Source organism: Halococcus salsus, assembly GCF_009900715.1.
Classification (GTDB): Archaea; Halobacteriota; Halobacteria; order Halobacteriales; family Halococcaceae; genus Halococcus; species Halococcus salsus.
The window spans coordinates 1,310,745-1,337,008 of the sequence record NZ_JAAAJC010000001.1; the positions used below are offsets into that span (position 1 = coordinate 1,310,745).

The window sequence follows — 26,264 nt, forward strand, 5'->3', positions numbered from 1 at the left end:
TCAGTCGGCGGCGGCGTCCAGCCGGTCACGGATGTCGCCGAGGTCGACCGGTGCCCAGGTCTCGATGTCGTAGCTGGTGTCGAGGAGTCGGTCGATATCGCCCGTCCCGTCGCCGAGCGCGCGGGCCGCGTCCGTTCGGAAGCGCTCCTCCACGACGGTTCCGAGCGCCGCCCGGTCGGGCGTCACGGGCTCGCGGTCGAAGATGTGCGGGAGGTCCTCGGCCCCGTCGGGGAGCACCGGAAACGCGGCCGGGCCGGCGGCGAGCAGCGGTTCGTCGGCCCCCTCGACCACGCCGTCGTCGGGGCCGAAACGCACGAGGTGGTAGGTGGTCATCGCGTCGTCGATGTTGTCCCCGTCGAAGGTCGTGCCCCGTTTGTAGGCGAGTTCCTCGCCCGCACTGACCAGGTCCGCCGGCGGCAACGCCCCGAAGAGGTCGACCACGCCGGCGAGTTCGTCGCGGCTGAGTTCCATTGACGGCGGGTCGGGCGGGGCGGGTTTAACCCTTCGTCGCCGCGAGGTCGGCCGCCACGGCCTCCCGAACGTCGGCCGGGTCGAGCGGTGCGTCGACCCACGCCGGGAGCCGGGTGTCCGCGTCGGGGGGAACGATCGCGTCGGCGTACGTCGCGACTTGGTCACGCTCTCCCGCCGGGTCGTAGTCGAGCCCGTTGTGGCGGGCGTCGGCGGCGTACTGGCGAACGAACCGGGCCGCCGTGCGTTCGTAGCGCGACGGCAGCACGTCGTAGTCGGGCCGCACGCCGTGTGCCTCCACGATACGGAAGAGCGCCCGGCCGACCTCCCGGCTCATCGCCGCCAACCCCGCGCCTCCCGAAACCTCGCGGTGGTCGTGGACGTCGATCCCGAGGTCGACCTGAGCCGTCCGCTCGAATCCACCCTGTTCGAACGCCGACCCGAGGGTGTCGAGTTCGAGTCCCCAGCCGCGCGAGAGCCGGACGCGTTGCGCGAGGTCGCCCGTGAGCCCGACCTCGCCGGCGAGCGCGTAGCGAAACGCGCTCAGGTAGTCGAGCACGTCGGCGGCGTGGCGCTCGCGGAGGGTCGCGACCAGGGGTTCGTAGAACAGCCGGAACAGCCGGCCGAAGAGTCGATTTCGTTCGATGCGGGCGTAGTAGCCTTTCACGAACTCGAACTCGCCGTTGGCCAACGGCGCGCAGAGTCGTGGAACGTCCGCGGCCGAGTAGGAGATCGCGTCGGCGTCGTGGACCACGACGAACTCGTGGCGGCTCGCGAGGCCGAGCGCGAGCCAGACGTCACGACCCTTGCCGGTCTCGCCCGCGAGACCGCGTTCGGCGAGCAGGGCGTCGAGCCGGGGGCCGTCACACCACAGGAGGTCGACGGGGAGGCCGAAGCCGTCGAGCCACGCCCGGACGTCGGCCACCCGTTCGGGGCCGGCCTGGAGCGCGACGACCACCCGTGCGGGGGCGACGCCTTCGAGCGTCGAGAAGACCCGTGTCGCGGCCGGCGTTCGGTACTCGCGGCCCGCCATCGGCACCACGACCGCGGTTCGGTCGATCGGGGCTTCGGGCGCGGCGTCGCGTACGCCGTGCAGCGTCGTGATCCGTTCCTGTACGTATTCCATCGTCGTCGCTATCGAACCTACTCGCCGTCGGGTCCCCTCGGGGTCAAGGCTTCCGAAAGCGGCACGCGACGCTCGGCGTCGAACGGTGAAAAGCACGGGACAATGCGGAATGATGCCAGGACAACGGACCGATGTCCCGTGCGGCGGAACCGATGGGTTCCATTCGTTGGGTGACCCCCCGGAAACCTATACTTACTCGCTGCACGGATCTCATTCCGTGACACACGTTTCAGGTCGTGACACATCCCGACCGTCCGGTCCCGGCGTCGGTCGCCCACCCGGACGGGGTCGGTCCGTATCCAAACGTTAACGCCGGTCGATCCCGGATCGGCGGTAATGGGAACACAGGCGGTCTCACGACGGCGAGCGTGGCTGATGGCCGCACGTCCACAGACCCTCCCGGCGGCGGCCGCGCCGGTGGTCGTCGGCATCGGTCTCGCGCTCGGGACGAGGGTGTTCGCCCCGCTGCCGGCGCTCGCGGCGCTCGTCGGTGCGCTCCTCATCCAGGTGGGGACCAACTTCGCGAACGACTACTACGACGCCAAATCCGGCGTGGACTCCGACGACCGCGAGGGGTTCACGCGGGTCACCCAATCGGGGCTCATCGAACCCCCACAAGTCCGGTCGGCGATGATCGCGACGTTCGCGCTCGCGATCCTCGTCGGGGTCTATCTGGTGTACGTCGGTGGCGTGCCGATCGTCGTCATCGGTCTCGCCAGCGTCGCCGCCGGGGTCCTCTACGCCGGCGGGCCCTACCCGTTCGGCTCCTACGGACTGGGCGACCTCTTCGTCTTCGTCTTCTTCGGGCTCGTCGCCGTCACCGGCACCTACTACGTCCAGGCCGCCGCGCTCGCGACGGCCTTCCCGCTCTGGCTGCCCCCGGATACCCTGCCGCTCGCGGCGGTCGTCGCCAGCCTCCCCGCCGCGGCACTTTCGACTAACATCCTCGTGGTCAACAACCTCCGCGACCGCGAGACCGATGAGGCGGCCGGCAAGCGCTCGCTCGCGGTCATCATCGGCTACCGCTGGAGCCGCGTCGAGTTCGTCCTCCTGCTCGGGATGGCGTACACGGTCCCCGTCGTCTTCTGGCTCACCGGCTTCTCGCTCCTCGTGCTCGCGCCGTTGCTCACGATCCCCTACGCCGTCCGCATCGCCGAGACGGTCGTCACCCACACCGACGGCGACGTGCTGAACCCCGCGCTCTCGCAGGTCGGGAAACTCCTCGCGGCCCACTCGGTGCTGTTCGCGCTCGGCCTCGCCCTGCCGGGGGTCCTCGGGTGAGGGTCGAGCGGTTCTCGTTGTCGCTTTCGACGCCGCTCTCGACCGCCCACGGCACCATCGACGCTCGCGAGGGATTCGTCGTGCGGGTCGAGGTCGGCGGTACCGGAGGGGTCGGCGAAGCGACGCCGCTTCCGGGCTGGACGGAGTCGCTCGACGCCTGCGAGGCGGCCCTCGAACGAGCTCGGCGCACGACCGACGACGACTGGGACGCGGCGCTCGCCGACCTCGACGACGCGCCGGCCGCGCGTCACGGCCTCGCGCTCGCGCTCGCTGATGCCCGCTCACGTGCGGCCGACGTCCCCCTCTATCGACACCTCGGCGGCGCTCCTTCGGACCGCGTCCCGGTGAACGCCACCATCGGCGACGGCTCGCCGGACGAAACCGTCGGGGAAGCCCGACGGGCGGTCGAGTCGGGCTTTCGAACCCTCAAGGTCAAGGTCGGCACGCGGGCCGTCGAGGCGGACGTCGAACGCCTCCGCGCGGTCCGGACGGCGGTGGGGCCCGACGTCGCCCTCCGAGCCGACGCCAACGCCGCGTGGGACCCGTCGGAAGCGCGCAGGGCACTCCCCGAGCTCGCCGACGTCGACCTCGCGTACCTCGAACAGCCTCTCTCGTCGACCGACCTCGCGGGCCACGCCGCCCTCCGGGGGGACGTCCCCATCGCGCTCGACGAGTCGCTCGCGGCGCACTCGGTTGCGGCGGTCGTCGACGCCGGAGCGGCCGATCGAGTGGTACTGAAACCGATGGTGCTCGGCGGGCCGGACCGGGCTCGCGAGGCCGCGCTCGCCGCACGAGAGGCTGGGATCGACGCGGTGCTCTCGACCACCATCGACGGCGCGCTCGCGCGTGCCGGTGCGGTCCACGTCGCCGCGAGCCTCGCCGACCCGCCCGCCGCGGGTCTCGCGACCGCCGACCGCCTCGCGACGGACCTGATCCCCGACCCCGCACCCGTCGCCGATGGCCACGCACACGTCCCCAAGGGGGCTGGAAACGCACCCGACCCGGGGGAGGACTCGACCTGATGGACGTGCTCGGCCGGCGTGTCGAGACCTCGCCGACCGCGACCGCGCTCGTCGCGGGCGAGCACGAGTGGAGCTACACCGACCTCGACGCGACGGTCGAGCGGGTCGCGGGACGGCTCGCGGCCCTCGGGCTCGGACCCGGCGACCACCTCGGGGTCCTCACCGAGACCCGGCCCGCCGCGGTGGCGCTCGTCCACGCCGCGGCGCGCCTCGGCTGCGTGCTCGTCGCGTTCAACGCCCGGCTCACACCGACGGAACTCGGCTCGCAGGTCGAGCGCGCCGGCCTCGCGGCGCTCGTTTGCGAGGCCGACACCGAGGAGACGGCTATCGACGTTGCCGATGGCCTCCCGGTCGCGTCCGTCGACGGAACCACCACGAACGATGCGACGGCACTCGACACCGTCGAGCCCGCCGCGTTCGAACCGTCCCCGCGACCCGCCGAGCAGCCCGCACTGTTGCTCGCGACGTCGGGCACCACCGGCGAGCCGAAGCTCGTCGTGCTCACGGGCGAGAACCTCCGGTCGAGCGCGGTGGCCTCGGCGTTCCGACTCGGGCTCTCCCCCGACGACCGCTGGCTCGACCCGCTCTCGGTCTATCACATGGGCGGGTTCGCACCGGTCTTTCGCTCGGCGCTCTACGGCACGACCGTCGTGCTTCCCGAGGGAGGCTTCGACCCCGAGACGACCCTGGCGGCGCTCGACGACCACGACTGCACCGGCGTCTCGCTCGTCCCGACCATGCTCCGCCGGCTGCTCGACGCCGGGTCGCTCCCCGACTCGCTTCGCTTCGTCCTGCTCGGTGGTGCGCCGACCCCGCCCGAACTCGTCGACCGGTGCGCCCGCCGCGGGATCCCGGTCTGTCCGACCTACGGCATGACCGAGACCGCCTCGCAGGTCGCCACCGCCCGGCCCGAGGAGGCGGTCGCCCACACCGGTACCGTCGGCCGGCCGCTGTTCGGCACCCGACTGTCGATGCTCGACGGCGCGGGAGACCCCGTGGAGACGGGCGAGACCGGCGAGATCGTCGTCTCGGGGCCGACGGTCTTCGAGGGATACTACGGCGACGACGACGCGACCGCGTCCGCGTTCTCGGCGGCGGGTTTTCACACCGGTGACGTCGGCCACCGCGACGCCGCGGGTCGGCTCTGGGTCACGGGACGACTCGACGACCGGATCCAGACCGGCGGCGAACTCGTCGACCCTCGGGAGGTCGCCGCGGTGCTCCGCGACCATCCCGCGGTCGAGGACGTCGCCGTCGTCGGGCTTCCCGACCCCGAGTGGGGCGAGCGCGTCGGTGCGGTGGTCGTCCGAAAGGACGTCGTCGACCGGGCGGAACTCGACACGCACTGTCGCGAACGGCTCGCGGGTTTCAAGCTCCCGCGAACGATGGCGTTCGCCGACTCGTTGCCGCGGACCGCCTCGGGAACCGTCGAGCGCGACGCGGTTCGTCGGCGGTTGCTCGACCACGGCGAGTAAGGGGATCCAGTGTTCGGACACTCGTCCCGCCGACTGACCAGCCGGGGGGTTTAGCCGCCTCGCCTCCTACCCCGAACCATGTGCACGCTCGTGTTCGCGTGGAACGTTTTTCCGGATGTCCCGGTAGCCGTGGCGGCGAACCGTGACGAATCGATCGACCGACCCTCGAACCCGCCCGAGCGGGTCGCGACCGATCCGGGGGTCGTCGCGCCGACCGACACCGAGGCCGGCGGAACGTGGATCGGCTACAACGAGTTCGGGGTGTTCGTCGCCGTCACGAACCGCTGGACGGACGCCGACCTCGCGGGCGAGCGCTCGCGCGGGCTGCTCGTCCGTGATTGCCTCGGCTGTGAGTCGGCCGAGGACGCGGCCCGACTCGCCGAGCGCGCGGTCGAGGCCGACGAGTACGAGGGCTTCAACCTCGTGGTCGCCGACGCGAACGCCGCGCTCCTCCTCGAATGGGCCGGGCAGCTACGAGTGCAGAACCTCGATCCTGGGGTCCACGTTGTGATGAACACCGGCGCGATCGGCGACGTCACGATCCCCGAATCCTGGCCCGAGCGGGGCGAACGCCAGGCCGCGAACGGCCGGCAGGTACGCGAGGCCCTCCAGCCCGAACCCGGCGAGACGGGTGAGGCGTGGCTTGCGCGCGGGGCCGAGGTCCTCTCGGACCACGACTACGGCGTCTGCGTCCACCACGAGGAGTTCGGCTTCGGGACGCGGTCGTCGTCGCTGATCGCCATCGACGACGCGGGCGCGGCCACCTATCGGTTCGCGAACGGGCCGCCGTGTCGCACGCCGTTCGAACCGGTCGAAAGTCAGGTTTAACCCATCCGGCGGCGTTCGACCGGTATGAGCACCACGGTCGAGGAGGAACTCTCGGAGGACGAACGCGCCGGTCTCGAACTCGTCCGCACGACGGGCGGGGTCCACCAGAGCGACTTCTGGAAGGAACTCGACGTCACCTCCCGGAAGGGCAGCCGGATCGCCGAATCGCTCGAGGACCGCGACCTCATCGAACGCGAGGACACCGTCTACGAGGGCCACAACACCTACTACCTCTCGCCGGTCGCCCGCGACCTGGATTTCTCGCTGCTGATGGCGGGCAACAATCTCTCGCCGCTGGTCGGCGAGGAGGACGTCGAACCCGAGAGCGACGTCTTCTCCCAGTGGATCATGCAGCTCGCCTACGAGTAGGATCCCGCTTTTTTAGACGGGGTCCTCCCTCGCGCTTCGCGCTCGGCCGAACCCCGTCCAAAAACCCGTTCTGTCGAGCGTAGCGAGACAGAGCTTGGAAGAGCGGAGCTCTTCCAGTGGACTAAAAAGGCCGCTCACTCAGCCTTCGGCCTCGTTCGCGGTGCAATCGCTACCGACTCCGCAACCGCTCCGCACAGCACCGCAACCGCCGAAGCCCTCGCGCTCCTTCCAGTCGCGCTCGCCCTTCGTCCACCAGGCACCAGCTACGGCCCCGCAACCGTACCGCTGCACCGCCGCCCCGCGCCGCGGCCGCACCGCTGCGGCCGCGGTGCGTCCGACAACACATCTGCCAACCGCCCCAGGATCGCCTCAGAATCGCACTACGGCACCGCCCTGGAGACGTATCGAGGAGGATAAACACCGTTTTCACGGGAGCGAGCCCACATCGAACGAATGACGGTGCTCGGCACGGTGACGACGGCGCTCGCGGGCGTGGTGTTCGGTCTCTCGGTCGCCGCGCCGCCGGGTCCGATGAACGCGGTCATCGCGGAGGAGAGCGTGACGCGCGGCTGGACGGCGGGCTTCCGGGCTGGTCTCGGGGCGATGACCGCCGACGCCTGCTTTCTCGTGCTCGCGCTCGTCGGCGTCGTCGCGGTCGTCGAACGCGTGCCGGCGGTCCGCGGCGTCGCGTTCGCGGTCGGCGGCCTCCTCATGCTCTACTTCGCCGTCGGTGCGGCGCGCGACGCCACCGCCACCCACGAGGCACCCGCGGAGAGCCGCGGCTTCCGGAAGGCGTTCGTTCTCGCGATCACGAACCCGTTCCAGATCGCGTTCTGGCTCACGGTCGGTGTGGGCCTGCTCGAACCCGGCCGGATCGACGTGCTGGGTTCGCTTCCGGTTGGTGAACTCTCGGGCCTGCTGGTGGTCCGAACCGGGAGCCCGCTCCTCCTCGTCGGCTTCTTCGCCGGCATCCTGCTCTGGGTCGTCGGGTTCCCGGCGACGCTGGTCGCGGCCGAACGGCGCGCCTCGGGGGTCGGACTGGCGGTCGCCTACGCCAGCGCCATCGTGCTCGCCGGCTTCGGGGTCGTCTTCCTCGGCGAAGCGCTCACGATGGTCGGATCACTTGGGTGAGCCGTCGTTCACCACCCCCTCGACGGTCATCCCCGCGACCTCGTCTTCGAGCCACTCGCGCAGCCACTTCACCCGCTTGAGCCGCTGGTGGATGATGCTCCCGCCCCGGTCGGTCTCGATCCGGGTCTCGGCGTCGCGGCCGCGGTCGGCCACCCGCGAGACCATCTCGGCGGCGTCCATGTGCGTCCGTGACTCGTAGCCCATCCGAAGCAGGAGGAGTATCGAGCCGTTCGCGCCGATCTTGTCGAGGAGGTCGGCCTCGATGAGACACTGCGTCTCCAGGGGGAGCTCCGTGAGCGGGCCCTGATAGGAGTGGTCGGTGACCGCCGAGCAGACCTCCGCGATGAACGAGGGCGGGTAGTCGCCGTGGGTTTCGAGGTACTGGCGGGCGACCCGCGCGCCGGCCTCGGCGTGGAGGTCCTGTTCGGCTTCGAGCTTCGAGACGTCGTGGAACACCGCGGCGACTCGGACGACGTCGACGTTCGCACCTTCGTGCTCGGCGATGTCGGTGGCGATCGCCACCACGTTCTTGATGTGGTTGAACCGGTAGCTCGCCGAGTGCCAGGGGTACCACCGCATCCGGCCGCCCTCGCCCTCGTTGTTGAGGCTGGCTTCGAGATAGCCACGGACGAACCGCTCCATCTCCTCGAACGCCTCGGCCGAGACCGGCGATTCCCTCACCTCGACGCCCACGCAGCAACCCCCCGAAATTCGCGATTCGTAGTCATGTTATCCCTATAAACGTTTGTTCATCTCTTTAGCGTTACGACACTGTCATCAGCTATCCCATCCCGACCCGGCCCCGGGGCCGGCCGGGAGCACGCCGGCCGGGGGTTTATGCTACTGACCCACAAACCGGTGGCATGGAGATACGAGAGGCGACGATCGACGACGGCGACGCGATCCGGCGGATCGCGCGCGATTCGATGGAAGGCTCCTACTCGCTCAGCCCACGGGCGATCGACGGGGCGGTCACCCAGTGGTACGACGACGACCGCCTCGAACGCAAGCTGGGCGAGGACGACTACCTCTTCCTGGTCGTCGAGGACGACGAGGAGGTACGGGCGTTCTCCGAGTCAGACCTCGTGACCGAGGGCGGCAACGGCGACCTGCTCTGGCTCCACGTCGACCCCGCCTACCGCGGCGGGGGCATCGGGGCGGACCTCTTCGAGGAGACGCGCGACCACCTGGTCGGGATGGGCGCGGCCCAACTGCGCGCGAAAGTTCTCGAGGACAACGAGGAGGGCAACGAGTTCTACGAGTCGTTCGACTTCGAGCGCGTCGACACCGACACCGTCGAGATCGACGACGAGCCCTACATCGAGAACATCTACATGAAGGCCGGCACGGCGGAGGCGACACCCGAGGAGGCCCCGAGCGGCTCCCCGGCGACCACCACCACCCCCGACGGCCGCGAGATGTACGTCAACAGCGAGGAGGTCGAACGCGGGGAGAAGGGCCCCTTCTTCACCGCCTACACCGACCCGAGCATGAACGAGGAGGACAAGTACGGCTACTTCTGTGCCAACTGCGAGAGCCTCGACAACGCGATGGACACGATGGGCCGTGTGAAGTGTAACTCCTGTGGGAACCTCCGGAAAGCCACCCGCTGGGACGCGACCTACGGCTGATCGAAACGGGTATTTCCGTTGCTCGTGTGTTCGGATAGAACACACGATGAGTGAGCGCTCGAAGTGGGAGCTTTACGGTGGGATCGCCGTGCTCTTTCTTGGAGTACTGTCGGCCGGGGTCGAACTCTTCTCGCTCATCGTGCTTGGAGAGCACACTGAATACTTCGATGGCGGGTGGCTGACGGCCCTTGAGCTCGTATTTGGTACGTTCTTGTTGGCTCGATACCGCTCCGACCGATTCCGAGAGTTTTCGAGAGTGATCGGCGAAAGTGTCTATTTCAGACTATCTTTGGCCCTACTCTATCTCGGATTCGGTATTCTCGGTGCGTATCTCGCGATTCAGGCGTACTCCGACATGGGAGAGGAGGGTGCGACTATCGTACTCGGTTTAGGAGCGCTGTTCGCTATCAGTGGGTTCGCCACCGCCGGAAAAATCGTTCTGGACAGTGAACTCGCATAACATCTCCTTCGGTGCGTTTTAGCCGCACGTCGTTCTCGGGATTCCCATGCAGGTGTTCGGCCTCCTCGGCAACCCCGTCTCGCACTCACTTTCGCCGCCGATGCACGAGGCGGCCTACGACGAACTCGGGATGGACGCCCGCTACGTCACGTTCGAGCCCGACGAGTCGGACCTCGAAACGGCCATCGAGGGCGCGCGAGCGCTCGGTATCGAGGGGCTGAACGTCACCATCCCGTTCAAACAGCAGGTATTCGACCACTGCGACCCCGACGACCTCGCGACCCGTATCGGGGCGGTCAACACCTTGGATTTCGGTGAGGAGGGGGTGACGGGTCACAACACCGACGCGATCGGGGTTACGCGCGCGTTCGAACACCACGACGTCCCGCTCGACGGCCGTGCAGTGGTGGTTGGGGCGGGCGGTGCGGGGCGGGCGGCGGCGTTCGCGCTCGCCGACGAGGGGATCGAGGTCACCATCGCGAATCGAACCGTCGAGACGGCCCACGAACTCGCGGCGAACGTCGATGGCGCGTCGGGACACGGGCTCGACGAACTCGATGGATTGCTCGCAGATGCCGACCTGCTGGTGAACGCGACCAGCGTCGGGATGGAGCGCGACGAGTCGCCGGTCCCCGGAGGCGCGCTCCACGGCGACCTCGCGGTGCTGGACGCGGTCTACTCGCCGATCGAGACCCGACTGTTGCGGGACGCGCGGGCGGCGGGCGCGACGACGGTCGACGGGGGCTGGATGCTGCTCTATCAGGGCGTCGCGGCGTTCGAACGCTGGACCGGCCGCGAGGCACCCATCGGGGCAATGAACCGCGCGCTTCGGGCACGTATTTAAGTCTCGGGGGAGAGGATCAGGCAACATGGCGTTGATCGACACGATCAAATCGTTGCTCGGGCTCGACGACGACGACCGCCGGTCGGACGGCGCGGACGACTGGTTCGACGACGACCGGTCGGCCGACCCGGAGACGAGCTCTGAAGCCGCGGTGAAGGGCACCGACGAAAGCGCCGAGGCGTCCGCGGCGGCCGAGAGCGACGCGGCGGGCTCGACGGGCTCGATGACAGAGGAGACGAACGAATCGCCCTCCGCGGCCGAGGACGCCGAGGCCGCCGGACCGACCGACGGCGACGACGACGTCACGGCCGACCACGCCGAGACCGGCGCGGCCGACGACGGATCGACGGCGGGCGTCGGGGGCGACGAGGACGAGTCCGCGGCCGCCGGCGGCGACGCGGCGGGCTCGACGGAGTCGATGGTCGACGAGTCCGCGGAGGGTGGAGCCGAACCCGGCGAGGTCACCGGATCGGCCGGGAGCGAGCCCGAATCGACGGACACGACCGACGCAGGGTCGAGCGACGAGAACGCGGAGGCGTCAGCGGCGGCCGAAGGCGACGCGGCTGGCTCGACGGGCTCGATGACAGAGGAGACGAACGAGTCGCCCTCCGCGGCCGAGGACGCCGAGGCCGCCGGGCCGGCCGACGGCGGCGATGACGACGACCTCGAACTCGATCACGACGGTGCGGAGACGAGCGACGACGACTCCTCGGGCGGGGGAGCGGTAGACGAGACGGTCGACGAAAGTAGCGAGGCGTCCGCGGCCGCCGGCGGCGACGCCGCCGGGTCGACGGGGTCGATAACCGAGGAGACGAACGAGTCGATCTCCGCGACCGAGGACGCCGAGGCGGCCGGACCGACCGACGCCGACCCCACCCAGGGGACCGAGGATGCCGACACCGACGCGCTCAAAGGTATCGGGCCGTCGTACTCCGAGACGCTCGCCGAGGCCGGCGTCGAGACCGTCGCCGACCTCGCGGACGCCGACCCCGCCGACCTCGCCGACGAGACCGGCATCTCCGAGAGCCGGGTCGAGCAGTGGACCGAGCGCGCGAAGGCTCGACGGCAGTAACGGCTCAGTCTCGCTCTTTTCGACCCGACGTTCCCTTGACCGGCAGCGTATTCCGCCCGGGACCCGACGGGTCGCCGTATGCACGACGAACTCGAAGCGGTGGTCGTGGCGTTCGACGAGGACACCGGCGTCGCGACGCTGACGCTCGACCGACCGGACTCGTTGAACGCGCTGAACGCGCGGATGCGGGCGGACATCGTGTCGGGGCTCGACCGCCTCGCCGAGCGCGACGCGGACGCCGAGGGTGTCGCGGTTCGTGCGGTAGTCCTCGAGGGAGCTGGCGAGAAGGCCTTCTGTGCCGGCGCGGACATCAACGAGTTCTCGGGGAGCTCCCCGGGCGCGTTCGAACCCCACACCATGCGGGATTCGGTCAGCGAGTTCCCCGCGCCCGTGGTCGCGAAGATCGACGGCTACTGTCTCGGCGGCGGGCTCGAACTCGCGCTGGCCTGTGATTTCCGGCTCGCGAGCGAGTCGAGCCGGCTGGGGTTCCCCGAGGTCGACCTCGGCATCCTGCCCGGGGCGGGCGGGGTCCAGTACGTCGCGCGGCTCGCGAACCCCGCGGTCGCGACGGAGCTCGCGACGACCGGCGAGCACATCACCGCCGAGCGCGCCGACGAGGTGGGGATCCTCAATCACGTCCACCCCGACGACGAGTTCGAGGCGGAGGTCACGGGGTTCGTCGAGACCATCGCGGAGAAACCGCCGCTCGCGGTGCGGGCGATAAAGGACTCGGGCAACGTGGCGGCCGAATCCGACCTCCACGAGGGCCGGAAGTACGACCGGCGGGTGTTCGCGACGCTGCTCGAAACCGACGACCACGCCGAGGGCGCACGGGCCTTCGCGGAGGACGATTACGACCCCGAGTTCACCGGCCGCTGATACCCTCGGTCGGTGGTCGTGGGCCCACGGAAACCCGTACAGGGCGCAGGAGCTCCCCGAGCTGGCACAATGTTTAATTACCGACCACCCCCTATATAATAGCTCATGGTTGAGAAGAACATCACCGAGGACGAACTCGACCGTAGCGAGGCCGCCGACCGTCTCCGAACGATCGCCGACGACCTCGAATCCGGGGAGCAGTTCGACATCGACATCGACAACAAGACCATCACGCTCAGCCCGCCCGCCGCGGTCGGGTTCGAGGTCGGCGCACGCGAGAGCTCCTCGATCCTCCGGGGGAGTCGTGAGTCGGTGACGATCAAGATGGACTGGAGGCCGGAGTAATGGCGCTCCTCGACACCATCGTCGTCTTCGTCGTCAGCCTGATCCTCGGTACGGTCGGTATCTACGCCGGCGTTCGCCTCGTGGCCGACCGCGACGTGGGGTTCGCCAACCCCGCGATCACGGCCCTGATCGGCTCGCTGGTCTGGGTGCTCTCGGGCGTCTTCATCGGCTGGATACCGCTGCTCGGCCCGCTCCTGATGCTCGTCATCTGGGTCGGCGTCATCAACTGGCGCTACCCGGGTGGCTGGATCACCGCTGCCGGGATCGGTCTCGTCGCGGTGGTCGTCGTCTACGCCGTCATCGTGGTGCTCGGCACGCTCGGGATCGTCACGCCCGACGCGCTCGGCGTCCCCGGCATCTAACTACTCGGCGACGACTTCGACGCTTCGTTCGCCCATCTCGTCCTCCTCGAAGACGAACACCCGCCCGCGAGCGACGTCCGGGTCGGCGTCGACGGTGACCCGATAGCTCCCGGCAGCCACGCTGACGCCGGGAAAGAGCGTGGTCTCCTCGCCGTCGTCGACGAAGACCCGCCCGACCCCGGTCCCCTCCATGATCTCGTCGGCGGTCGTCCGGTCGTTGACGTAGACGAGCACGCCCTCCGTCTCCGTCGGGTCGGTCACGAGGACGTGGACTTCCTTTCCCGGGGCGGTGGTGTGGCTCCCCTCGACTTTCGCGGGGACGCCGTGGTAGAACACCTCGCGGCCGTCGGTGTACTCGACCGCGATGCCGGCCTCGGTGAGGGCTACGGAGATGGTGTCCGGCGAGAGTTCGCTGTGCTGGCTCATGACGGGAACAGGGACGGACGACCCAAAAGCGCCGCGTCCGACCGCCAGCGGTAAGTGTGGCCGCACGGATGCCGGGGCATGGAAGGGCACGCGAGCGCGCCGGGGGCGGGAACCATCCTGAACGCGCTCGCCACCGGCACGGGCGGTGCGTTCGCCATCGACCGCGAGACGACTTCGACTGTGGAGCTCACCGACGACGACGACACGATAACGGGCGAGATCGAGGGCGCGCCCGATGCCGACACCTACCTCATCGAGCGGTGCGTCGAGCTCGTGGTCGACGCACACGGCGACGGCGAGGGTGGACGGGTGAGAACCGCGAGCGAGGTACCGATGGCGGCGGGGCTGAAGAGTTCGAGCGCGGCGGCGAACGCGGTGGTGCTGGCGACGCTCGACGCGCTGGGTCGCGAGATCCCGCGCGAGGAAGCCCTCAACCTCGGGATCCAGGCGGCGAAGGACGCTGGGATCACGATCACTGGTTGTGCCGCCGGCGCGCGTGCGAGCATGTTCGGTGGCGCGGTGGTGGCGGACAACACGACGAACGAGCTCCTTCACGCCGACGACGTCGACTGGGACGTGCTGATCTGGATGCCGGACGAGCGGGCGTTCAGCGCCGATGCGGACATCGAACGGTGTGAGCGCGTCGCGCCGCTGGCCGACCTCGTGGCCGACCTCGCGTTCGAGGGGGCCTACGAGCGCGCGATGATGGTGAACGGGTTCGCCTTCTGTGCGGCGCTCGACTTCCCGACCGACCCGCTACTTGACGCGCTCCCCCACGCCGCTGGTACGTCCCTCTCGGGAAGCGGGTCGAGCTACACCGCGGTCGGCGAGCGCGAAGCACTAGAGAAAGTACAAGAGGCGTGGGACGACTACGAGGGAGACACATGGCTGACGACGACCCGGACCGACGGCGCACGGATGGGATGAACCTCGACGAACTCCGCGAGGAGATCGAGACCATCGACCGCGAGATCGTCGAGCACATCGCCCAGCGAACCTACGTCGCCGAGACCATCGCGAACGTCAAGCGCGACCAGGGACTGCCGACCACCGACGAGTCCCAGGAACAGCGCGTGATGGACCGCGCCGGCGAGAACGCCCAGCGGTTCGACGTCGACGATAATTTGGTGAAAGCGATGTTTCGACTACTGATCGAACTGAACAAGGTCGAACAGCGCGAATCGCGGTAGGTCGGGTTTCGAGCGATCGTCCGCCCTCGACGCCACCGGCCGCCGCAGTGAGCGGTCGACGTTCGTGGAGAGACCGTCGACGACTGGCTCGACGACCGGACGCGTCCCACGGAGACTGGCTGTTGTGCGCCGGTTAGAACTCTCCGAGACGGTGCTGACTCCCTCCGTCCGACCGCTCGTTCGTCGTATTCTCACTCGTGGCTTCGCCGTTCATGCGCTGGCGACGGTCCCGGGAAAGCGACGCGCGTCGACGAACGTCGGGATCGTCGAGCGCCGCCCGTGCTCGGTCGGCGAGTTGGCCGAACTGTTCGCGAGCGATGGTCGCCTCGCGTTCGAAGTCGACGACCGGGTAGGGGTAATCGGCATCCGGTTCGTCGCCGATCGTGGTGTCGCACTCGTGCTGGACGTGGACCGGCGCTCGCTCGGGACGGGCGAGGAATTCGGTCGGGAGGTCACGAAGCTCGGGGACGTACGTCCGAACGAACTCCCCATCCGGGTCGTTCTCGCGAGCCTGTTTTCGTGGGTTGTAAACCCGGTTCGGGTGACAGCCGACGAGCCCACACTGCATCTGCCACTGGGCGTAGTTGATCGCCGGGTCGGCGTCGACGAGGTGGTAGTACATGAAATCCGCGCCGATACGCCACCACTGTTTGAGGATGTAGCCGAAGAAGGAGGCGACCATCGCCCGCATCCGGAAGTTCAACCAGCCGGTCTCGGTGAGCGCCCGCATCGAGGCGTCGACCATCGGGAAGCCGGTTCGACCCGCCTTCCACGCCGCGACGAGCGCCGGGTCGTGTTCGTCGTCGTCCGTGTAGAGTCCGCGGAGCACGGGATTGACGGCTTCCCGGGTGAGTGTCGGGTTGTCGGCGAGCTTCTGGCGGAAGTGGCGGTTCCAGTACAGGCGCGATTCGAAGAGGTCGCGTGCACGCTCGGCCCCACCGCGTTCGACACCGGCCTGATAGACTTGTCGAGCCGAGAGGAGACCGAATCGAAGATACGGCGAGAGTCGCGAGGTTCGCCGTTCGGCTTCGGCTGGGGGCGAGATCCCACCGGGATACTGGTCGATGGTCTTCGCACGGGTGAACCAATCGAGGCGACGGTGAGCCGCACGATGGGTCCCACGAGGGACGTCCCGTTTCACGGCGTCGACCCCGTACTGCGCCTCGATCTCCTCGATAGTCTCATCGCCTGCGGGGGCGTTCGTCTCGGACACGAGCACGTCCGAGTCGGGCGGTGGGTGGTACTCTCCACGCAGATATTCCTCACACTGCTCGGCCCACCCTTCGCGCGAGTCGATGCCTCGCTCCTGCGCGTCGAAGACTATCGCCCCCTCGGGGACTGCTTCGATATTAGTTCGAGAGTGTTGGGAATCCCCGGCCTCACCTCCACCGCCGATGCGAGACTCGAGCCCGTCATCGCGTCGAGCACCGTAGCGGGCGGTCGGATGGCGGGTGTAGCAGAGGTGTGAGTACCGGGTGTTCGTCGTATCGAGGAGCGCGCCGAATCGCTCGGCGGGCTCGCCGTGAAGGAACATGAGTTCCGCACCACGTTCACGATACTGCTCACGGAGACTGGAGAGACACTCGTGGAGGAAGGCGATCCGACCGTCACAAGCGAGCGAGCGCGAGCCGTAGAACCGCGGATCGAAAACGAAGACGGGCTGAATCGTGGCTTCGCTTTCGCGAGCGAGCGCGGCGGCTCGGTCGAGCGCGGGATTGTCCCGAACCCGGAGGTCCGTGCGGTGCCAGACCAGGATCGTCCCGTCGTCCGTCGTCACGATGACCGGGGGATGCTTGCCTCGAATCGACCCGGACCGTGCCGGACGTGGACGGGTTCGGTGGACGAGGGGAATTCCGGGATGCGCTCCGAGGCTCCTGGTCGCTCCATGTGACGAGGGACGGACCCTCGGAGTATAAATCGAGGTAAACAGCACCGTGAAAATGAAACTGTTTCCTCCACGAGACGGCCGATATCGACCGATAGTAGCCCCGATCCGAGCGTTGGTGACACGTTCATTGGGCTCCCTCCGGGGCTGGGACGGGGCGGATGGGGTCGCCGTCAGCGCGACCGCGGTCGTCAGCGGTATCTCTGTGAGGGTTCCTAAAGACGGTGGCACGTACTGATGACGCAAACGATACTCGTGACCGGCGCGACGGGCACCGTCGGTTCCATCGTCGTCGAGTCCCTCGTCCGTCGCGGGGCACGGGTACGGGTCGCCACCCGGGGGAGTGACACGGCTGGGAAACACCTCGGCGGGGACAACGCTGGCGTCGTCTTCGATTTCACTCATCCCGAAACGTGGGGGGACGCGTTGGCGGGTGTCGATCGGATCTTCCTCGTTCGCCCGCCGGCGGTAGACGTCGCGCGTATCCGGGAGTTCGTCGACGCTGCCGCCCGCGTCGGTGTCGAGCACGTCGTCTACCTCTCGATTCTCGGTGCCAACCGGAATCCGTGGCTTCCGCATCGACGGATCGAACGCCACGTCGAAGCGGCCGACCTCGCGTATACCTTCCTTCGAGCGTCGTTCTTCATGCAGAACCTCAGCGGGGTTCACCGACCCGAGATCGTCGACCACGACGAGATCGTCGTCCCCGCCGGGAAGGGGAGGACGAGCTTCGTCGACGCCCGGGACGTCGCTGCGGCCGCGGCGGTCGTGCTCACCGAGGGCGGCCACGAGAACCGAGCGTACGACGTCACCGGACCGGAGGCGTTGAACTACGACGAGGTAGCCCGTATCTTCACCAACGGCTTGGGCCGCCCCATCGACTACGCGAACCCGTCGGCGCTGACGTTCGTTCGTCGGATGACGGCTCGGGGCCACCCCGTGCCTTTCGTTCTGGTCATGCTCGGTATCTACACCACCGTTCGGTTGGGACTCTCCGCTCGCGTGAGTGGAGACATCGAAACGCTTCTCGAACGGAGGCCGATCGGTATGCGGCAGTTCGTTGCGGACCATGCGCATGTGTTTGAGAATACAGTAGAGGACTGATCCTCAGCTGCCACTATCACGAACCCCTGGCTCGGTTGTCGAACGGCGCGACGAAACCACTGAGAGCTAGTCTACTTCGAACACGGTTGGTGCTTTCTCGGGCGTTCAGTTCGAAGCGGACTGTATCGGGTGAAGGGCTCTGAACGACCGCCTTGAACGTCTCGGCACGCACGCGGTCGGCACTGACGGCGACAGACTGCAGGCGGTAGCCGGTATAAACTGAGTCTAAGAACCGATAGCGTACTTGAGATCGGGGAGACGAACGCTAGCGAGACAGCGGATCCGTCTTGTGGCTTTTCCAGAAGTGCTATCAGACCAGCACTGCCAAGTGGTGCGAAGTTCAATGTCCGTGCCACTCACCGTTCTCAGTACTGGAGGAACGATCGCAAGTACGTCCGGCGAAACCGGCGCGACGCCGAGCAAGAGCGGTGACGACCTCGTTGCGGCCGTTCCGGAACTCGCCTCGTATGCGGACATCGAGGTGGTGGAAGTGGTACAGACACCCAGCTTCGACATGGACCTCGGGTCCCTCGCGACGATCGCAAAGCGGATTCGAACGGCCGTCGAGAACGGCGCGGAAGGGGCCATCGTCACTCACGGGACCGATACGATGGAGGAGTCCGCGTACTACCTCGACCTCGTGCTCGATCTCGACGCGCCAGTCGTTCTGACAGGGGCGCAGCGGCGGCCGGACGAGGTGAGCCCCGATGGACCGAGCAATCTCCTTACCGCAGTGCGGATGGCGAGTCACGAGCGATTTCGTGGAACGGGTGGTGTCTATATCGCCTTCGACGAGGAACTCCACGCTGCCCGTGACGTGACGAAACAGCACACGAGCAAGCTCTCGGCGTTCGTCTCACCCGAGAAGTGCCCGATCGCGCGCTCGACCCGCGAGGGGATCCGAGTTCACCGTGAGCCGGGAAGCCGATCGATCTCGATCGATGCGCTCGCGTCGACGGCTACCGTGCCGATGGTGAAAACCGGGGTCGGTGTCGGTGCACAGCAGGTGACCGACGCTCTCGGGATGGATGCCGACGGTATCGTCGTCGAAGGAACCGGTCTCGGCAACACGACGAGCGCACTCGGCGATGCCATCGCCGACGCCATCGAAAGGGGTGTTCCCGTTGTGATAACCTCCCGGTGTCAGGCTGGCGTCGTCGCCCCGGTCTACGGAACCGCTGGCGGCGGCGAGACGCTTCGCGCACACGGAGTCATCGAGGGTGGTGATCTCCCGGCACACAAAGCACGCCTGAAGCTCCTGTTGCTCATCGAAGCCCTCGGAACCGGCGATATGGGTGCTCTCCGCGAGGCTTTCGAGGGAGAGGTTTGACCAGACGGCGTACCACCAGATCGAGTGCTTAGATACCAGCAACGTTTGCGACGACGACCACGGCTATCGGCTCCGCCCGCGAGAGGGAACACGATGGGTGACATTGACGTAGCGATCGGCGTCGACGCGGACTGTGTCGCTGGCTGGCTCGGCTCGTACGGCGGTGCGGATTCGCCCGCGGACCTCTCGCGCGGGCTCTCGGCCGGGAACGAAGGCATCCCACGGATGCTCCAGCTCTTCGAAGACGAGGACATCGACACCTCGTGGTACGTTCCTGGCCACACTATCGAGACGTTTCGAGAAGAGATCCAAGCGGTCGCGGACGCCGGTCACGAGATCGGTGTCCACGGCTACTCCCACGAGAACCCGACCGACCTCTCGCGCGAGCAGGAGGACGAGATCCTCCAGCTCTCGATCGATCTCGTCGAGGAGGTGACCGGTGAGAAACCGGTCGGTCACCGAGCGAGCTGGTGGGAGTTCAGCGAGAACACGCCGGAACTCGTCGAGAAGTACGACTTCCTCTACGACAGTAGCCTCATGGAACGGGAGTTCGAGCCGGGCTACATGCGGAAGGGCGACAGCTGGGAGAAGATCAAGTACGACCAGGACCCCGATTCGTGGACGACACCGTACGAGTATGGCGAAGAAACGGACGTCGTGGAGATACCGATCAGCTGGTATCGCGACGACATCCCGGCGATGCTCTTCATCAAACAGCCGCTCTATCACGCTGGGTACAAGGACCCCGAGATGATGTACGAACAGTACTACAAGCGGCAGTTCGACTATCTCTACAACCGCCGGGGTGCCGGAGTCTACACGTTCACGATCCACCCCGATCTGCACGGACTGCCCCACATGATCCCGCACCTCGAAGACTTCATCACCTACGTCAAGAGCCACGAGAACGCCGACTTCGTCACCCTGGAGGAGGTTGCCCGAAAATACGACGACGACCCGTCCGTCTACGAAGCACACGGCGAGTACATCTAAACGACGGTCGACTCCCTCGGAGGGAGACCGTCACCGAAACTGCGTTCCACCGTTGACGTTGAGTATCTCGCCTTGGAGGTACTCGTTCTCCAGTACGTACCTGACGGTGTGAGCGACGTCTTCCGGTTTGCACGCATACTGAGGGAGATGGGTGTCGAGGTTCTCGTGCCCACGGAATTCTATCGCCTCTAGATGCTCCAGGATGGCATCGTTGAGACTGGTTTCGACGGGGCCAGGTGCGACGGCGTTGACTTGGAGGCCGTCTCCACCGTATTCGCGAGCCAACGACCGGGTGAGACCGTGCAGACCGGCCTTGCTCGCTGCATAGCTCGCGTCGACCGTCCCACCGGTGCCCCCGATGCTGGAGAGAAACACGATGTCCCCGTCGGGCTCGAGGTGTGGGATCGCGGCCCGTGCAACGTAGAACGCCCCCGAGAGGTTCGTTTCGAGGACACGGTTCCACTGCTCGTCGTCGATGTCGGTTGCGAGGTCCGGGTCGACGATACCGGCGTTGTTGACGACCGCGTCGAGTTCACCGAACTCATCGACGACGGTCGCGACCATGGATTCGACGTCCGCCGAGTCGCCGACGTCGGCCCTCACTGCGATCGCGTCTCCTCCATCGCTTTCGATGTCGTCGACGACGTCAGCAGCGGCATCTTCGGCGGTCCGATAGTTGACCGCGATGTCGTGGTCCGGCGCGAGTGAACACGCTATCGAGCGTCCGATACCACGGCTTGCACCGGTGATGAGTACAGCCATCTAACATCCCATTGTACTACCCGATGGTTAAGCGATTCGCGATCGCTCTCCGGCGGATCGGTTAGAAGAAAAAAGCGGACCGATCAGGCGTGGTTCCCGTTCATCGTCGGCGAACGGTTATCACACTCCGCCGCCTCTCGGAAGCGATGAGGGACGTGTTCAGAAAGCTCGGTCGTCAGGCCGAGCGGTTCAAACGGAACATGGACGGGGGGATGGAGGAGAACGCGGACTACGAGTGCAAAGCGTGTGAGGCGCGGTTCGCGACGAACAGGGAGCGCTGCCCGAACTGCGGGTCGGAGGCGGTCGCACCGACGAGAAACGAAGCAGGATCCGGCTGATCCCGTTCTCACCACCTCCACGACGGAGACGACTCACCCCGAGAACCGCTCTGCAACTGTGCTCGCCGAAGAGCAGTCTACGACGGCCGAGACCCTCGAATCGATAGTCGGTCCCGCGAGTTCCTCGTCCGTTCGGATCCCGGTCCCAACTGCTAATACGAGGTGGGGTCAATGCGGAAGCAAATGGTTCACGTCCCGAATCCCACAGCCACGAGAACGGTCGCCCGGTCGACACCCAGCACGACCTCCAGCAACGGGTGAGTTGAGTGTGAACCCCCGCTCTCTGCTCGTCGTTCTGGTGGTCGCGTCGATGCTGCTGGCCGGCTGTAGCTTCCTCTCCCAGGCACCCGAGGACACCTCGACGGCGGTCCCGGCGACGAACAACACGAGTACGGTGTCGACTGGCTCCACGGCTTCCACTACGGGGACACCACCCTCGACATCAGTAGCAACGTCCACTTCCACGTCGACGTCGATCAGCACGGCAACTCCGGCGCCGAACGGTACGTCGGCGCTCACACCTCCATCGACCGAGACGGAAACGGACACGGCCCTTCCGACAACCGAAACGGCGACGTCGACGGATACGGCGACCCCAACTGAGACGGCAACGCCAACCCCCACCGAAACACCGACACCGACCCAAACAGCAACACCGACACCGACCGAAACGGCGACACCAATACTGACACAAACAGCAACACCGACCCAAACAGCAACCCCGACACCGACCCAAACAGCAACTGAAACGGCAACGCCGACTCCGACACCAACTGAAACAGCGACGCCAACGTCGACACCGACGCCGACCCCGACACGGATGGAGACGGCAGCGGAGACGGACTCGTCCCGCGAAGGCTGGTACAACGTGACCATCGTCGCGGATGGGTCGGGTGGCTCGTACTACCGAATGTACGGGGGTACTGGCCCGGACATCGAGCTGGGGGCGGAAGCCGATACCGATGACTCGGCCAGTTACGAGGACCGAGTGGTCCTCGACGACCCCTACTACGCCGAAGGGTTCGTCGGGGACAACGGGGTCGATAGCTACCAGTACAGACCGACCATCGCGGGCGACCCTTCCCTCGGCTTCGTCAACGACGGTGACGTCCCGCTCGAAGTGTACCTGAACGGCGAGCTGTACGAGACGGTCGAACCGGGCCAAGGAACGGACGGCGAGCGCGTCGACCCCGACGCCCCGTCGAACGGTGAGAACTTCATCACGGTCGAGGCGGTCGGCGATGGGGCCTCGAACTACACGCTCATGGCTGGAGAAGCTGGCACGATGCCGTTCTACTACGAAAGCGAGGCGAACCCGGGAACCACGGCCGAGAACCCCGATTACACGGGGAGGGTGTCAGGGGCGTACGGGTTCGTCGGCGCTGGTGGCGTCGATACGTACTCGACTGACGGTACACTCTACAGCATCGAAAACGAGGGGTCGGCAACGCTGAAAGTCTCCCAAAACGGCGAGGTGTGGGCCACCGTCCAACCGGGGGAGACGATAGAGCCCTCGTACGAATAGGGGCCACTCGATAGCTTCCAATCGAGGGTCAGAGCGCGTTCTCGATCGTGGTCGCGACCTCGCGAGCCGTCTCCGCGAGCGGCTCGGAAACGTGGCCCGCCGAAACAGCACTGTCGAGCTCGGCATCGTCCACACGCTCGATCCGGCCGTCGGCGTGCTTCACGACGTCCACGTGGAGGTCGACGTAGCGAGCGGCGGTCGGGAAGACCTCGACCGGCGTACAGATGTTGACGTAGGTCCCTCGACGCTCTCCATTCGCATCCCGATAGACGGTCGGATACCACCACTTCCCCTCGGTGAACTTCGTCGTCGCTGTATCGCCAGCACGGCGCTCGGTTCCCAGTGCATCGTAGGTTCCCCCAGGCGTCATCTCCCGCCGAACGGTGACACTCGACTCGTCGCGGTCGGTCACGAGGCCCTCACCCAACGTGATTCGACGGCCATCCGGCTTCCCGTGGACGATCTTCACGTCGTCGTCCTCGTCCGGCCCGAACTGCCGGGCGATCGTCGCGAACGGAAACTCGGATTCCGCGCTGTCGTCCAGATCGCACACCGCCTCTACGAGTTCGACAGCAGCGCTCGCGTCCGTACTCCCGGCTTTGATACGGTGGTGGCCGGCCATCGTCGGGCAGACGGCCCGGCGAGCGTCGTCGAGCGCAAAGCGCGACGCACGGCCGAACCAGATCCAGGTCGTCGCGCACTCGTTCCAGACGACGCCGGGTTCGTCCTGACTCTCGGGTGCGTCGGAGAGCGCCGCATCGATAGCCGTGGCTCGGTCGCTCGCGGACGCGAGGGCGTCCGAAAGCGCGGCGAACTCCGCGTCGTCGCTCGCGTCCATCCAGCGTGCTCGCCAACCGTCCGGTGGATCGTTCGGGAGGAGGTCAGTGAGATCCGCGGCCATACCCGGTCGTGCCGACGTCTCTCCGGACCCATCGTGCACGAGTTGGACCAAACGGCCACCCGCTTCGAGGTGCGTATCGAGCACTGGACGGTCGTCGCTCCACGGCGGCACAGGGTCGACGACCTGCACGCTGAGTCGGTCGTCCTCCTCGATCTGGTGGTCCGTGTTCGAATCCGGAAGGAATCCCGAACGACTGCCACAGTCCACAACAGCACCGCCCTTGACCGTCTCGGTGACCTGCCCCGTGAACACCGCCTCACGCGGCATCTCCACGAACCAGCTGAAGGTATCCGTTTCGAGGCTAGCGAGATGGGTCGCTGCGGCGTTCACCGCCGTGGAGTCACCGTGGATGCCGATGCCCTGTCGGTCATCGGTCGTCTCGATCGTGACGTCGGATCCCTCGACGGCGAACCCACCGTCGAAGCGCTCCTGGATAGTGGGGGATGCCTGCACGACCGTGTGACCGGCCTCGCGGAAGAGGTGGGTCAGTGCAGTGGCGTAGATGCCACGAATTCGAGCCTTCATAGCGCGTCGGACACGCTAACACGCTGATGAGGGGGCCTATCGGGGAACCGGTTTTCGAGAACCGTGGGAGCTTCGTCTTCACTCATATGTGGTGTGGAGCCGCCTCGTCCCCAGCAACGTTTCGATTGGGCGACCGAGCAGCATGGACCGAAGGTTGAATTCGAAGAAAACGGTTCGACTCGCACCCGTAGTCGGCGATTCCGGCTTGTCCAGAGTGCGTAGCGCCGAATCACGACCGCAGCGCTACGACGATGAGCGCAGCGAGGAAGAGCGGGAGCGATCGCAGGTGACGCAAAGAACGCGATTCGAACTCGAAAACACGGCGGAGTCCCTTGGAGAGCCGCTTCCAGATCGAGACCATACACTCCATGCTGGAAGCGACGCAAGTCGATACGTCGTCCGGTTCGCCTTTCAACCGAGTCGAGCCGGTGGAGCGGAACGGATCCATGGTGATCGAGTGTGATGCCCGAAGAGAATATTACCGTGCCGTTTAATGCTCTTCAGTAATTGTGTTCGGCGTAGATGGGTTCGTTCGACGCAGACTTCCCGACTGATGGGTCCCGTTTCGGCGGACAGCAGCCGTCGGTCCTCCAGGCACTCGCTCCACTGCTCGGTATCGTCATCTTCCTCGGCGTCGGCTCCGGTATACTGGGGCTCGCCCCACACGGACCACTGCTCTGGAGCATCGTTCTGACCGGGTTGGTCGGTCGGTACTGGATGGACCTTTCGTTCGAGGAGCTTTACGACGGTGTCGAGGACAGTCTTGAGATGGGACTGCAGGCGGTCCTGATCATTCTCGTCATCTACGCCCTCATCGCCACCTGGGTGAGCGCGGGGACGATTCCGGGGATGATGTACTACGGGCTCTCGGTACTCACGCCGACCGTGTTCCTCCCGACGACGGTCCTCCTCTCGGCTGTCGTTGCGTTCTCTATCGGGTCCTCGTGGACGACTGCGGGCACGCTCGGTATCGCCTTCGTCGGCATCGGTTCCGGACTCGGGATCCCAGCGCCGATGACCGCGGGAGCCATTCTCTCTGGGGCGTACGCAGGCGACAAGCAGTCACCCCTCTCGGACACGACGAACCTCGCGGCGGGCGTGACGAACACCGACCTCTACGACCACATTCGAGCGATGCGCCTCGGGACAGCCCTCGCCCTCGGGGTCTCGGTCGTCATCTTCGCCTACCTCGGGCTGCGGACGACCGGGACCATCCCGGCTGGACGCGTCGACGAAATTCGAGGGACGCTCGTCGGTACGTACGACCTCTCGGTGCTCGTGTTCTTCCCGCTGCTCGTGACGTTCGGGTTCGCGTTGTACGGCTATCCGGCGCTCTCGTCGCTCATCGCCGGTGTTTTCGCGGGGGTTGGAACGACTATCCTGCTTCAAGAGCCATCGTTTACTGCTGCGTGGGAGGTGTTCCTGAACGGCACGACCCCCGAGACGGGGAGCGAAGCGGTGAACTCGTTGCTCGCGAGCGGGGGACTCACCGGTTCCGCGTGGACGGTCGCCGTCGTGGTCGCCGCACTCTCGCTCGGCGGACTTCTAGAACGAACTGGCATCCTCGCGGTACTCGCACGTTCGCTCGAACGTTCGATTCGGGGCGCAAGCAGCCTCGTCGCCGCCACTGGTGTCTCGGCTATCGTCGTGAATCTCTTCTCGGCCCAACAGTACATGAGCATCGCCGTGCCCGGCATGAGCCTCCGAAATCTCTACACGGAGTACGGACTCGACAGTTCGGCACTCTCACAAGCCATCGAGTCCGCCGGCACGCCGACCGGCGCGCTGATCCCGTGGCACGCCGGTGGTGTATACATGGCGAGCGTACTCGGTGTGGCGACGCTCCAGTACGCGCCGTACTACTTCTTCGGCTATCTCTCGCCGCTCATCCTCTTCGTGATGGCGATAACCGGGCGTGGGATAGCGACCGAAGACGGCGAATCGCTCGACACCGTCCCAACAGCGAACGATTGAGGAACTCGGTATCGTACG

The 26,264-nt window shown here is 66.7% G+C and carries 29 protein-coding genes; 21 read left to right on the forward strand and 8 right to left on the reverse strand.

Translation table 11 applies throughout. From position 1 onward, the window contains the following. Entirely contained in the window at positions 1 to 471 is a 471-nt protein-coding gene (locus GT355_RS06750; protein ID WP_160133892.1) for a DUF7109 family protein, read from the reverse strand. 25 nt (positions 472 to 496) lie between these two features. Beyond that, positions 497 to 1,594, reverse strand: coding sequence for a glycosyltransferase family protein (locus GT355_RS06755; RefSeq protein ID WP_160133893.1), 1,098 nt, complete (start codon positions 1,592 to 1,594; stop codon positions 497 to 499). A 336-nt stretch (positions 1,595 to 1,930) separates the two neighbouring features. Between GT355_RS06755 and GT355_RS06760 the strand changes: the two genes are divergently transcribed. The 6 genes from GT355_RS06760 (at position 1,931) to GT355_RS06785 (ending at position 7,700) form a co-directional block, all read left to right on the forward strand. Continuing rightward, positions 1,931 to 2,875: a 1,4-dihydroxy-2-naphthoate polyprenyltransferase gene (locus tag GT355_RS06760; protein ID WP_160133894.1), complete on the forward strand. Its 945-nt coding sequence runs from the start codon at positions 1,931 to 1,933 to the stop codon at positions 2,873 to 2,875. Continuing rightward, the gene (menC, locus tag GT355_RS06765) at positions 2,872 to 3,897 is read left to right on the forward strand and encodes an o-succinylbenzoate synthase (RefSeq protein WP_160133895.1); all 1,026 of its coding nucleotides are present in this window, start codon (positions 2,872 to 2,874) and stop codon (positions 3,895 to 3,897) included. Before GT355_RS06760 ends, menC begins: the two co-directional genes overlap by 4 nt. Further along, positions 3,897 to 5,372, forward strand: a complete 1,476-nt coding sequence (locus tag GT355_RS06770; RefSeq protein ID WP_160133896.1) for a class I adenylate-forming enzyme family protein — start codon at positions 3,897 to 3,899, stop codon at positions 5,370 to 5,372. The genes menC and GT355_RS06770 overlap by 1 nt, the downstream gene beginning before the upstream one ends. Positions 5,373 to 5,450: 78 nt before the next feature. Then, the gene (locus GT355_RS06775) at positions 5,451 to 6,200 is read left to right on the forward strand and encodes an NRDE family protein (protein WP_160133897.1); all 750 of its coding nucleotides are present in this window, start codon (positions 5,451 to 5,453) and stop codon (positions 6,198 to 6,200) included. A gap of 24 nt (positions 6,201 to 6,224) precedes the next feature. After that, entirely contained in the window at positions 6,225 to 6,569 is a 345-nt protein-coding gene (locus tag GT355_RS06780; RefSeq protein WP_120072541.1) for a helix-turn-helix transcriptional regulator, read from the forward strand. Between the two features lie 453 nt (positions 6,570 to 7,022). Then, entirely contained in the window at positions 7,023 to 7,700 is a 678-nt protein-coding gene (locus GT355_RS06785; protein ID WP_160133898.1) for a LysE family translocator, read from the forward strand. Here GT355_RS06785 and GT355_RS06790 read toward each other — a convergent pair. Further along, the gene (locus tag GT355_RS06790; RefSeq protein WP_160133899.1) at positions 7,689 to 8,393 is read right to left on the reverse strand and encodes an HD domain-containing protein; all 705 of its coding nucleotides are present in this window, start codon (positions 8,391 to 8,393) and stop codon (positions 7,689 to 7,691) included. The two genes, GT355_RS06785 and GT355_RS06790, sit on opposite strands and share 12 nt — an antisense overlap. Before the next feature lie 170 nt (positions 8,394 to 8,563). On the opposite strand from GT355_RS06790, the gene GT355_RS06795 reads away from it, so the two are divergent. The 7 genes from GT355_RS06795 to GT355_RS06825 all read left to right on the forward strand — a co-directional run bounded on the left by GT355_RS06795 (position 8,564) and on the right by GT355_RS06825 (position 13,293). After that, on the forward strand, positions 8,564 to 9,331 hold the full coding sequence (locus GT355_RS06795; RefSeq protein WP_160133900.1) for a GNAT family N-acetyltransferase: 768 nt from the start codon (positions 8,564 to 8,566) through the stop codon (positions 9,329 to 9,331). Positions 9,332 to 9,377: 46 nt separating this feature from the next. Next, positions 9,378 to 9,791 (forward strand): hypothetical protein, encoded by a 414-nt coding sequence (locus GT355_RS06800; RefSeq protein WP_160133901.1) that lies wholly within the window; start codon positions 9,378 to 9,380, stop codon positions 9,789 to 9,791. A 46-nt stretch (positions 9,792 to 9,837) separates the two neighbouring features. Beyond that, on the forward strand, positions 9,838 to 10,635 hold the full coding sequence (locus GT355_RS06805) for a shikimate dehydrogenase (protein ID WP_160133902.1): 798 nt from the start codon (positions 9,838 to 9,840) through the stop codon (positions 10,633 to 10,635). Between the two features lie 25 nt (positions 10,636 to 10,660). Beyond that, complete coding sequence (locus tag GT355_RS06810; RefSeq protein WP_160133903.1) at positions 10,661 to 11,707, forward strand: DUF4332 domain-containing protein; 1,047 nt, start codon at positions 10,661 to 10,663, stop codon at positions 11,705 to 11,707. A gap of 78 nt (positions 11,708 to 11,785) precedes the next feature. Next, positions 11,786 to 12,586, forward strand: coding sequence for an enoyl-CoA hydratase/isomerase family protein (locus GT355_RS06815; RefSeq protein WP_160133904.1), 801 nt, complete (start codon positions 11,786 to 11,788; stop codon positions 12,584 to 12,586). A gap of 105 nt (positions 12,587 to 12,691) precedes the next feature. Continuing rightward, the gene (locus GT355_RS06820; protein ID WP_160133905.1) at positions 12,692 to 12,931 is read left to right on the forward strand and encodes an amphi-Trp domain-containing protein; all 240 of its coding nucleotides are present in this window, start codon (positions 12,692 to 12,694) and stop codon (positions 12,929 to 12,931) included. After that, the gene (locus GT355_RS06825) at positions 12,931 to 13,293 is read left to right on the forward strand and encodes a hypothetical protein (protein ID WP_160133906.1); all 363 of its coding nucleotides are present in this window, start codon (positions 12,931 to 12,933) and stop codon (positions 13,291 to 13,293) included. Before GT355_RS06820 ends, GT355_RS06825 begins: the two co-directional genes overlap by 1 nt. Here GT355_RS06825 and GT355_RS06830 read toward each other — a convergent pair whose 3' ends face one another. Then, positions 13,294 to 13,719, reverse strand: coding sequence for a DUF5796 family protein (locus tag GT355_RS06830; RefSeq protein WP_160133907.1), 426 nt, complete (start codon positions 13,717 to 13,719; stop codon positions 13,294 to 13,296). Positions 13,720 to 13,797: 78 nt separating this feature from the next. Here GT355_RS06830 and GT355_RS06835 point away from each other — a divergent pair, with 78 nt between their 5' ends. Then, on the forward strand, positions 13,798 to 14,646 hold the full coding sequence (locus GT355_RS06835) for a shikimate kinase (RefSeq protein WP_160133908.1): 849 nt from the start codon (positions 13,798 to 13,800) through the stop codon (positions 14,644 to 14,646). Beyond that, the gene (locus tag GT355_RS06840; protein ID WP_120073450.1) at positions 14,604 to 14,909 is read left to right on the forward strand and encodes a chorismate mutase; all 306 of its coding nucleotides are present in this window, start codon (positions 14,604 to 14,606) and stop codon (positions 14,907 to 14,909) included. Before GT355_RS06835 ends, GT355_RS06840 begins: the two co-directional genes overlap by 43 nt. Positions 14,910 to 15,042: 133 nt before the next feature. Here the strand turns inward: GT355_RS06840 and GT355_RS06845 are convergent, their stop codons facing one another. Next, positions 15,043 to 16,686: an FAD-binding domain-containing protein gene (locus GT355_RS06845; protein WP_160133909.1), complete on the reverse strand. Its 1,644-nt coding sequence runs from the start codon at positions 16,684 to 16,686 to the stop codon at positions 15,043 to 15,045. 345 nt (positions 16,687 to 17,031) lie between these two features. Here GT355_RS06845 and GT355_RS06850 point away from each other — a divergent pair, with 345 nt between their 5' ends. From GT355_RS06850 to GT355_RS06860, 3 genes are all read left to right on the forward strand, one after another. Continuing rightward, the gene (locus GT355_RS06850; protein WP_160133910.1) at positions 17,032 to 17,898 is read left to right on the forward strand and encodes an SDR family oxidoreductase; all 867 of its coding nucleotides are present in this window, start codon (positions 17,032 to 17,034) and stop codon (positions 17,896 to 17,898) included. Between the two features lie 343 nt (positions 17,899 to 18,241). Next, a complete protein-coding gene (locus GT355_RS06855) occupies positions 18,242 to 19,228 on the forward strand; it encodes an asparaginase (RefSeq protein ID WP_160133911.1) in 987 nt (328 codons plus the stop codon). A 93-nt stretch (positions 19,229 to 19,321) separates the two neighbouring features. Next, positions 19,322 to 20,221, forward strand: a complete 900-nt coding sequence (locus tag GT355_RS06860) for a polysaccharide deacetylase family protein (RefSeq protein ID WP_160133912.1) — start codon at positions 19,322 to 19,324, stop codon at positions 20,219 to 20,221. A 30-nt stretch (positions 20,222 to 20,251) separates the two neighbouring features. Here the strand turns inward: GT355_RS06860 and GT355_RS06865 are convergent, their stop codons facing one another. Then, a complete protein-coding gene (locus GT355_RS06865; RefSeq protein ID WP_160133913.1) occupies positions 20,252 to 20,983 on the reverse strand; it encodes an SDR family NAD(P)-dependent oxidoreductase in 732 nt (243 codons plus the stop codon). 146 nt (positions 20,984 to 21,129) lie between these two features. On the opposite strand from GT355_RS06865, the gene GT355_RS06870 reads away from it, so the two are divergent. Then, positions 21,130 to 21,321 carry a hypothetical protein gene (locus tag GT355_RS06870; protein ID WP_160133914.1) on the forward strand — a complete coding sequence of 64 codons (192 nt, stop codon included), beginning with the start codon at positions 21,130 to 21,132 and terminating at the stop codon, positions 21,319 to 21,321. 168 nt (positions 21,322 to 21,489) lie between these two features. On the opposite strand, the gene GT355_RS18220 is transcribed toward GT355_RS06870, so the two are convergent. Next, the gene (locus GT355_RS18220) at positions 21,490 to 22,197 is read right to left on the reverse strand and encodes a hypothetical protein (protein ID WP_240145744.1); all 708 of its coding nucleotides are present in this window, start codon (positions 22,195 to 22,197) and stop codon (positions 21,490 to 21,492) included. Here GT355_RS18220 and GT355_RS06880 point away from each other — a divergent pair. Next, positions 22,190 to 22,846 carry a hypothetical protein gene (locus tag GT355_RS06880; RefSeq protein WP_160133915.1) on the forward strand — a complete coding sequence of 219 codons (657 nt, stop codon included), beginning with the start codon at positions 22,190 to 22,192 and terminating at the stop codon, positions 22,844 to 22,846. The two genes, GT355_RS18220 and GT355_RS06880, sit on opposite strands and share 8 nt — an antisense overlap. Positions 22,847 to 22,874: 28 nt before the next feature. On the opposite strand, the gene GT355_RS06885 is transcribed toward GT355_RS06880, so the two are convergent. Beyond that, positions 22,875 to 24,272 carry a DUF402 domain-containing protein gene (locus GT355_RS06885; RefSeq protein ID WP_160133916.1) on the reverse strand — a complete coding sequence of 466 codons (1,398 nt, stop codon included), beginning with the start codon at positions 24,270 to 24,272 and terminating at the stop codon, positions 22,875 to 22,877. A 522-nt stretch (positions 24,273 to 24,794) separates the two neighbouring features. On the opposite strand from GT355_RS06885, the gene arcD reads away from it, so the two are divergent. Next, a complete protein-coding gene (gene arcD, locus GT355_RS06890) occupies positions 24,795 to 26,246 on the forward strand; it encodes an arginine/ornithine antiporter ArcD (RefSeq protein ID WP_160133917.1) in 1,452 nt (483 codons plus the stop codon). The last annotated feature ends 18 nt before the right edge of the window (positions 26,247 to 26,264 follow it).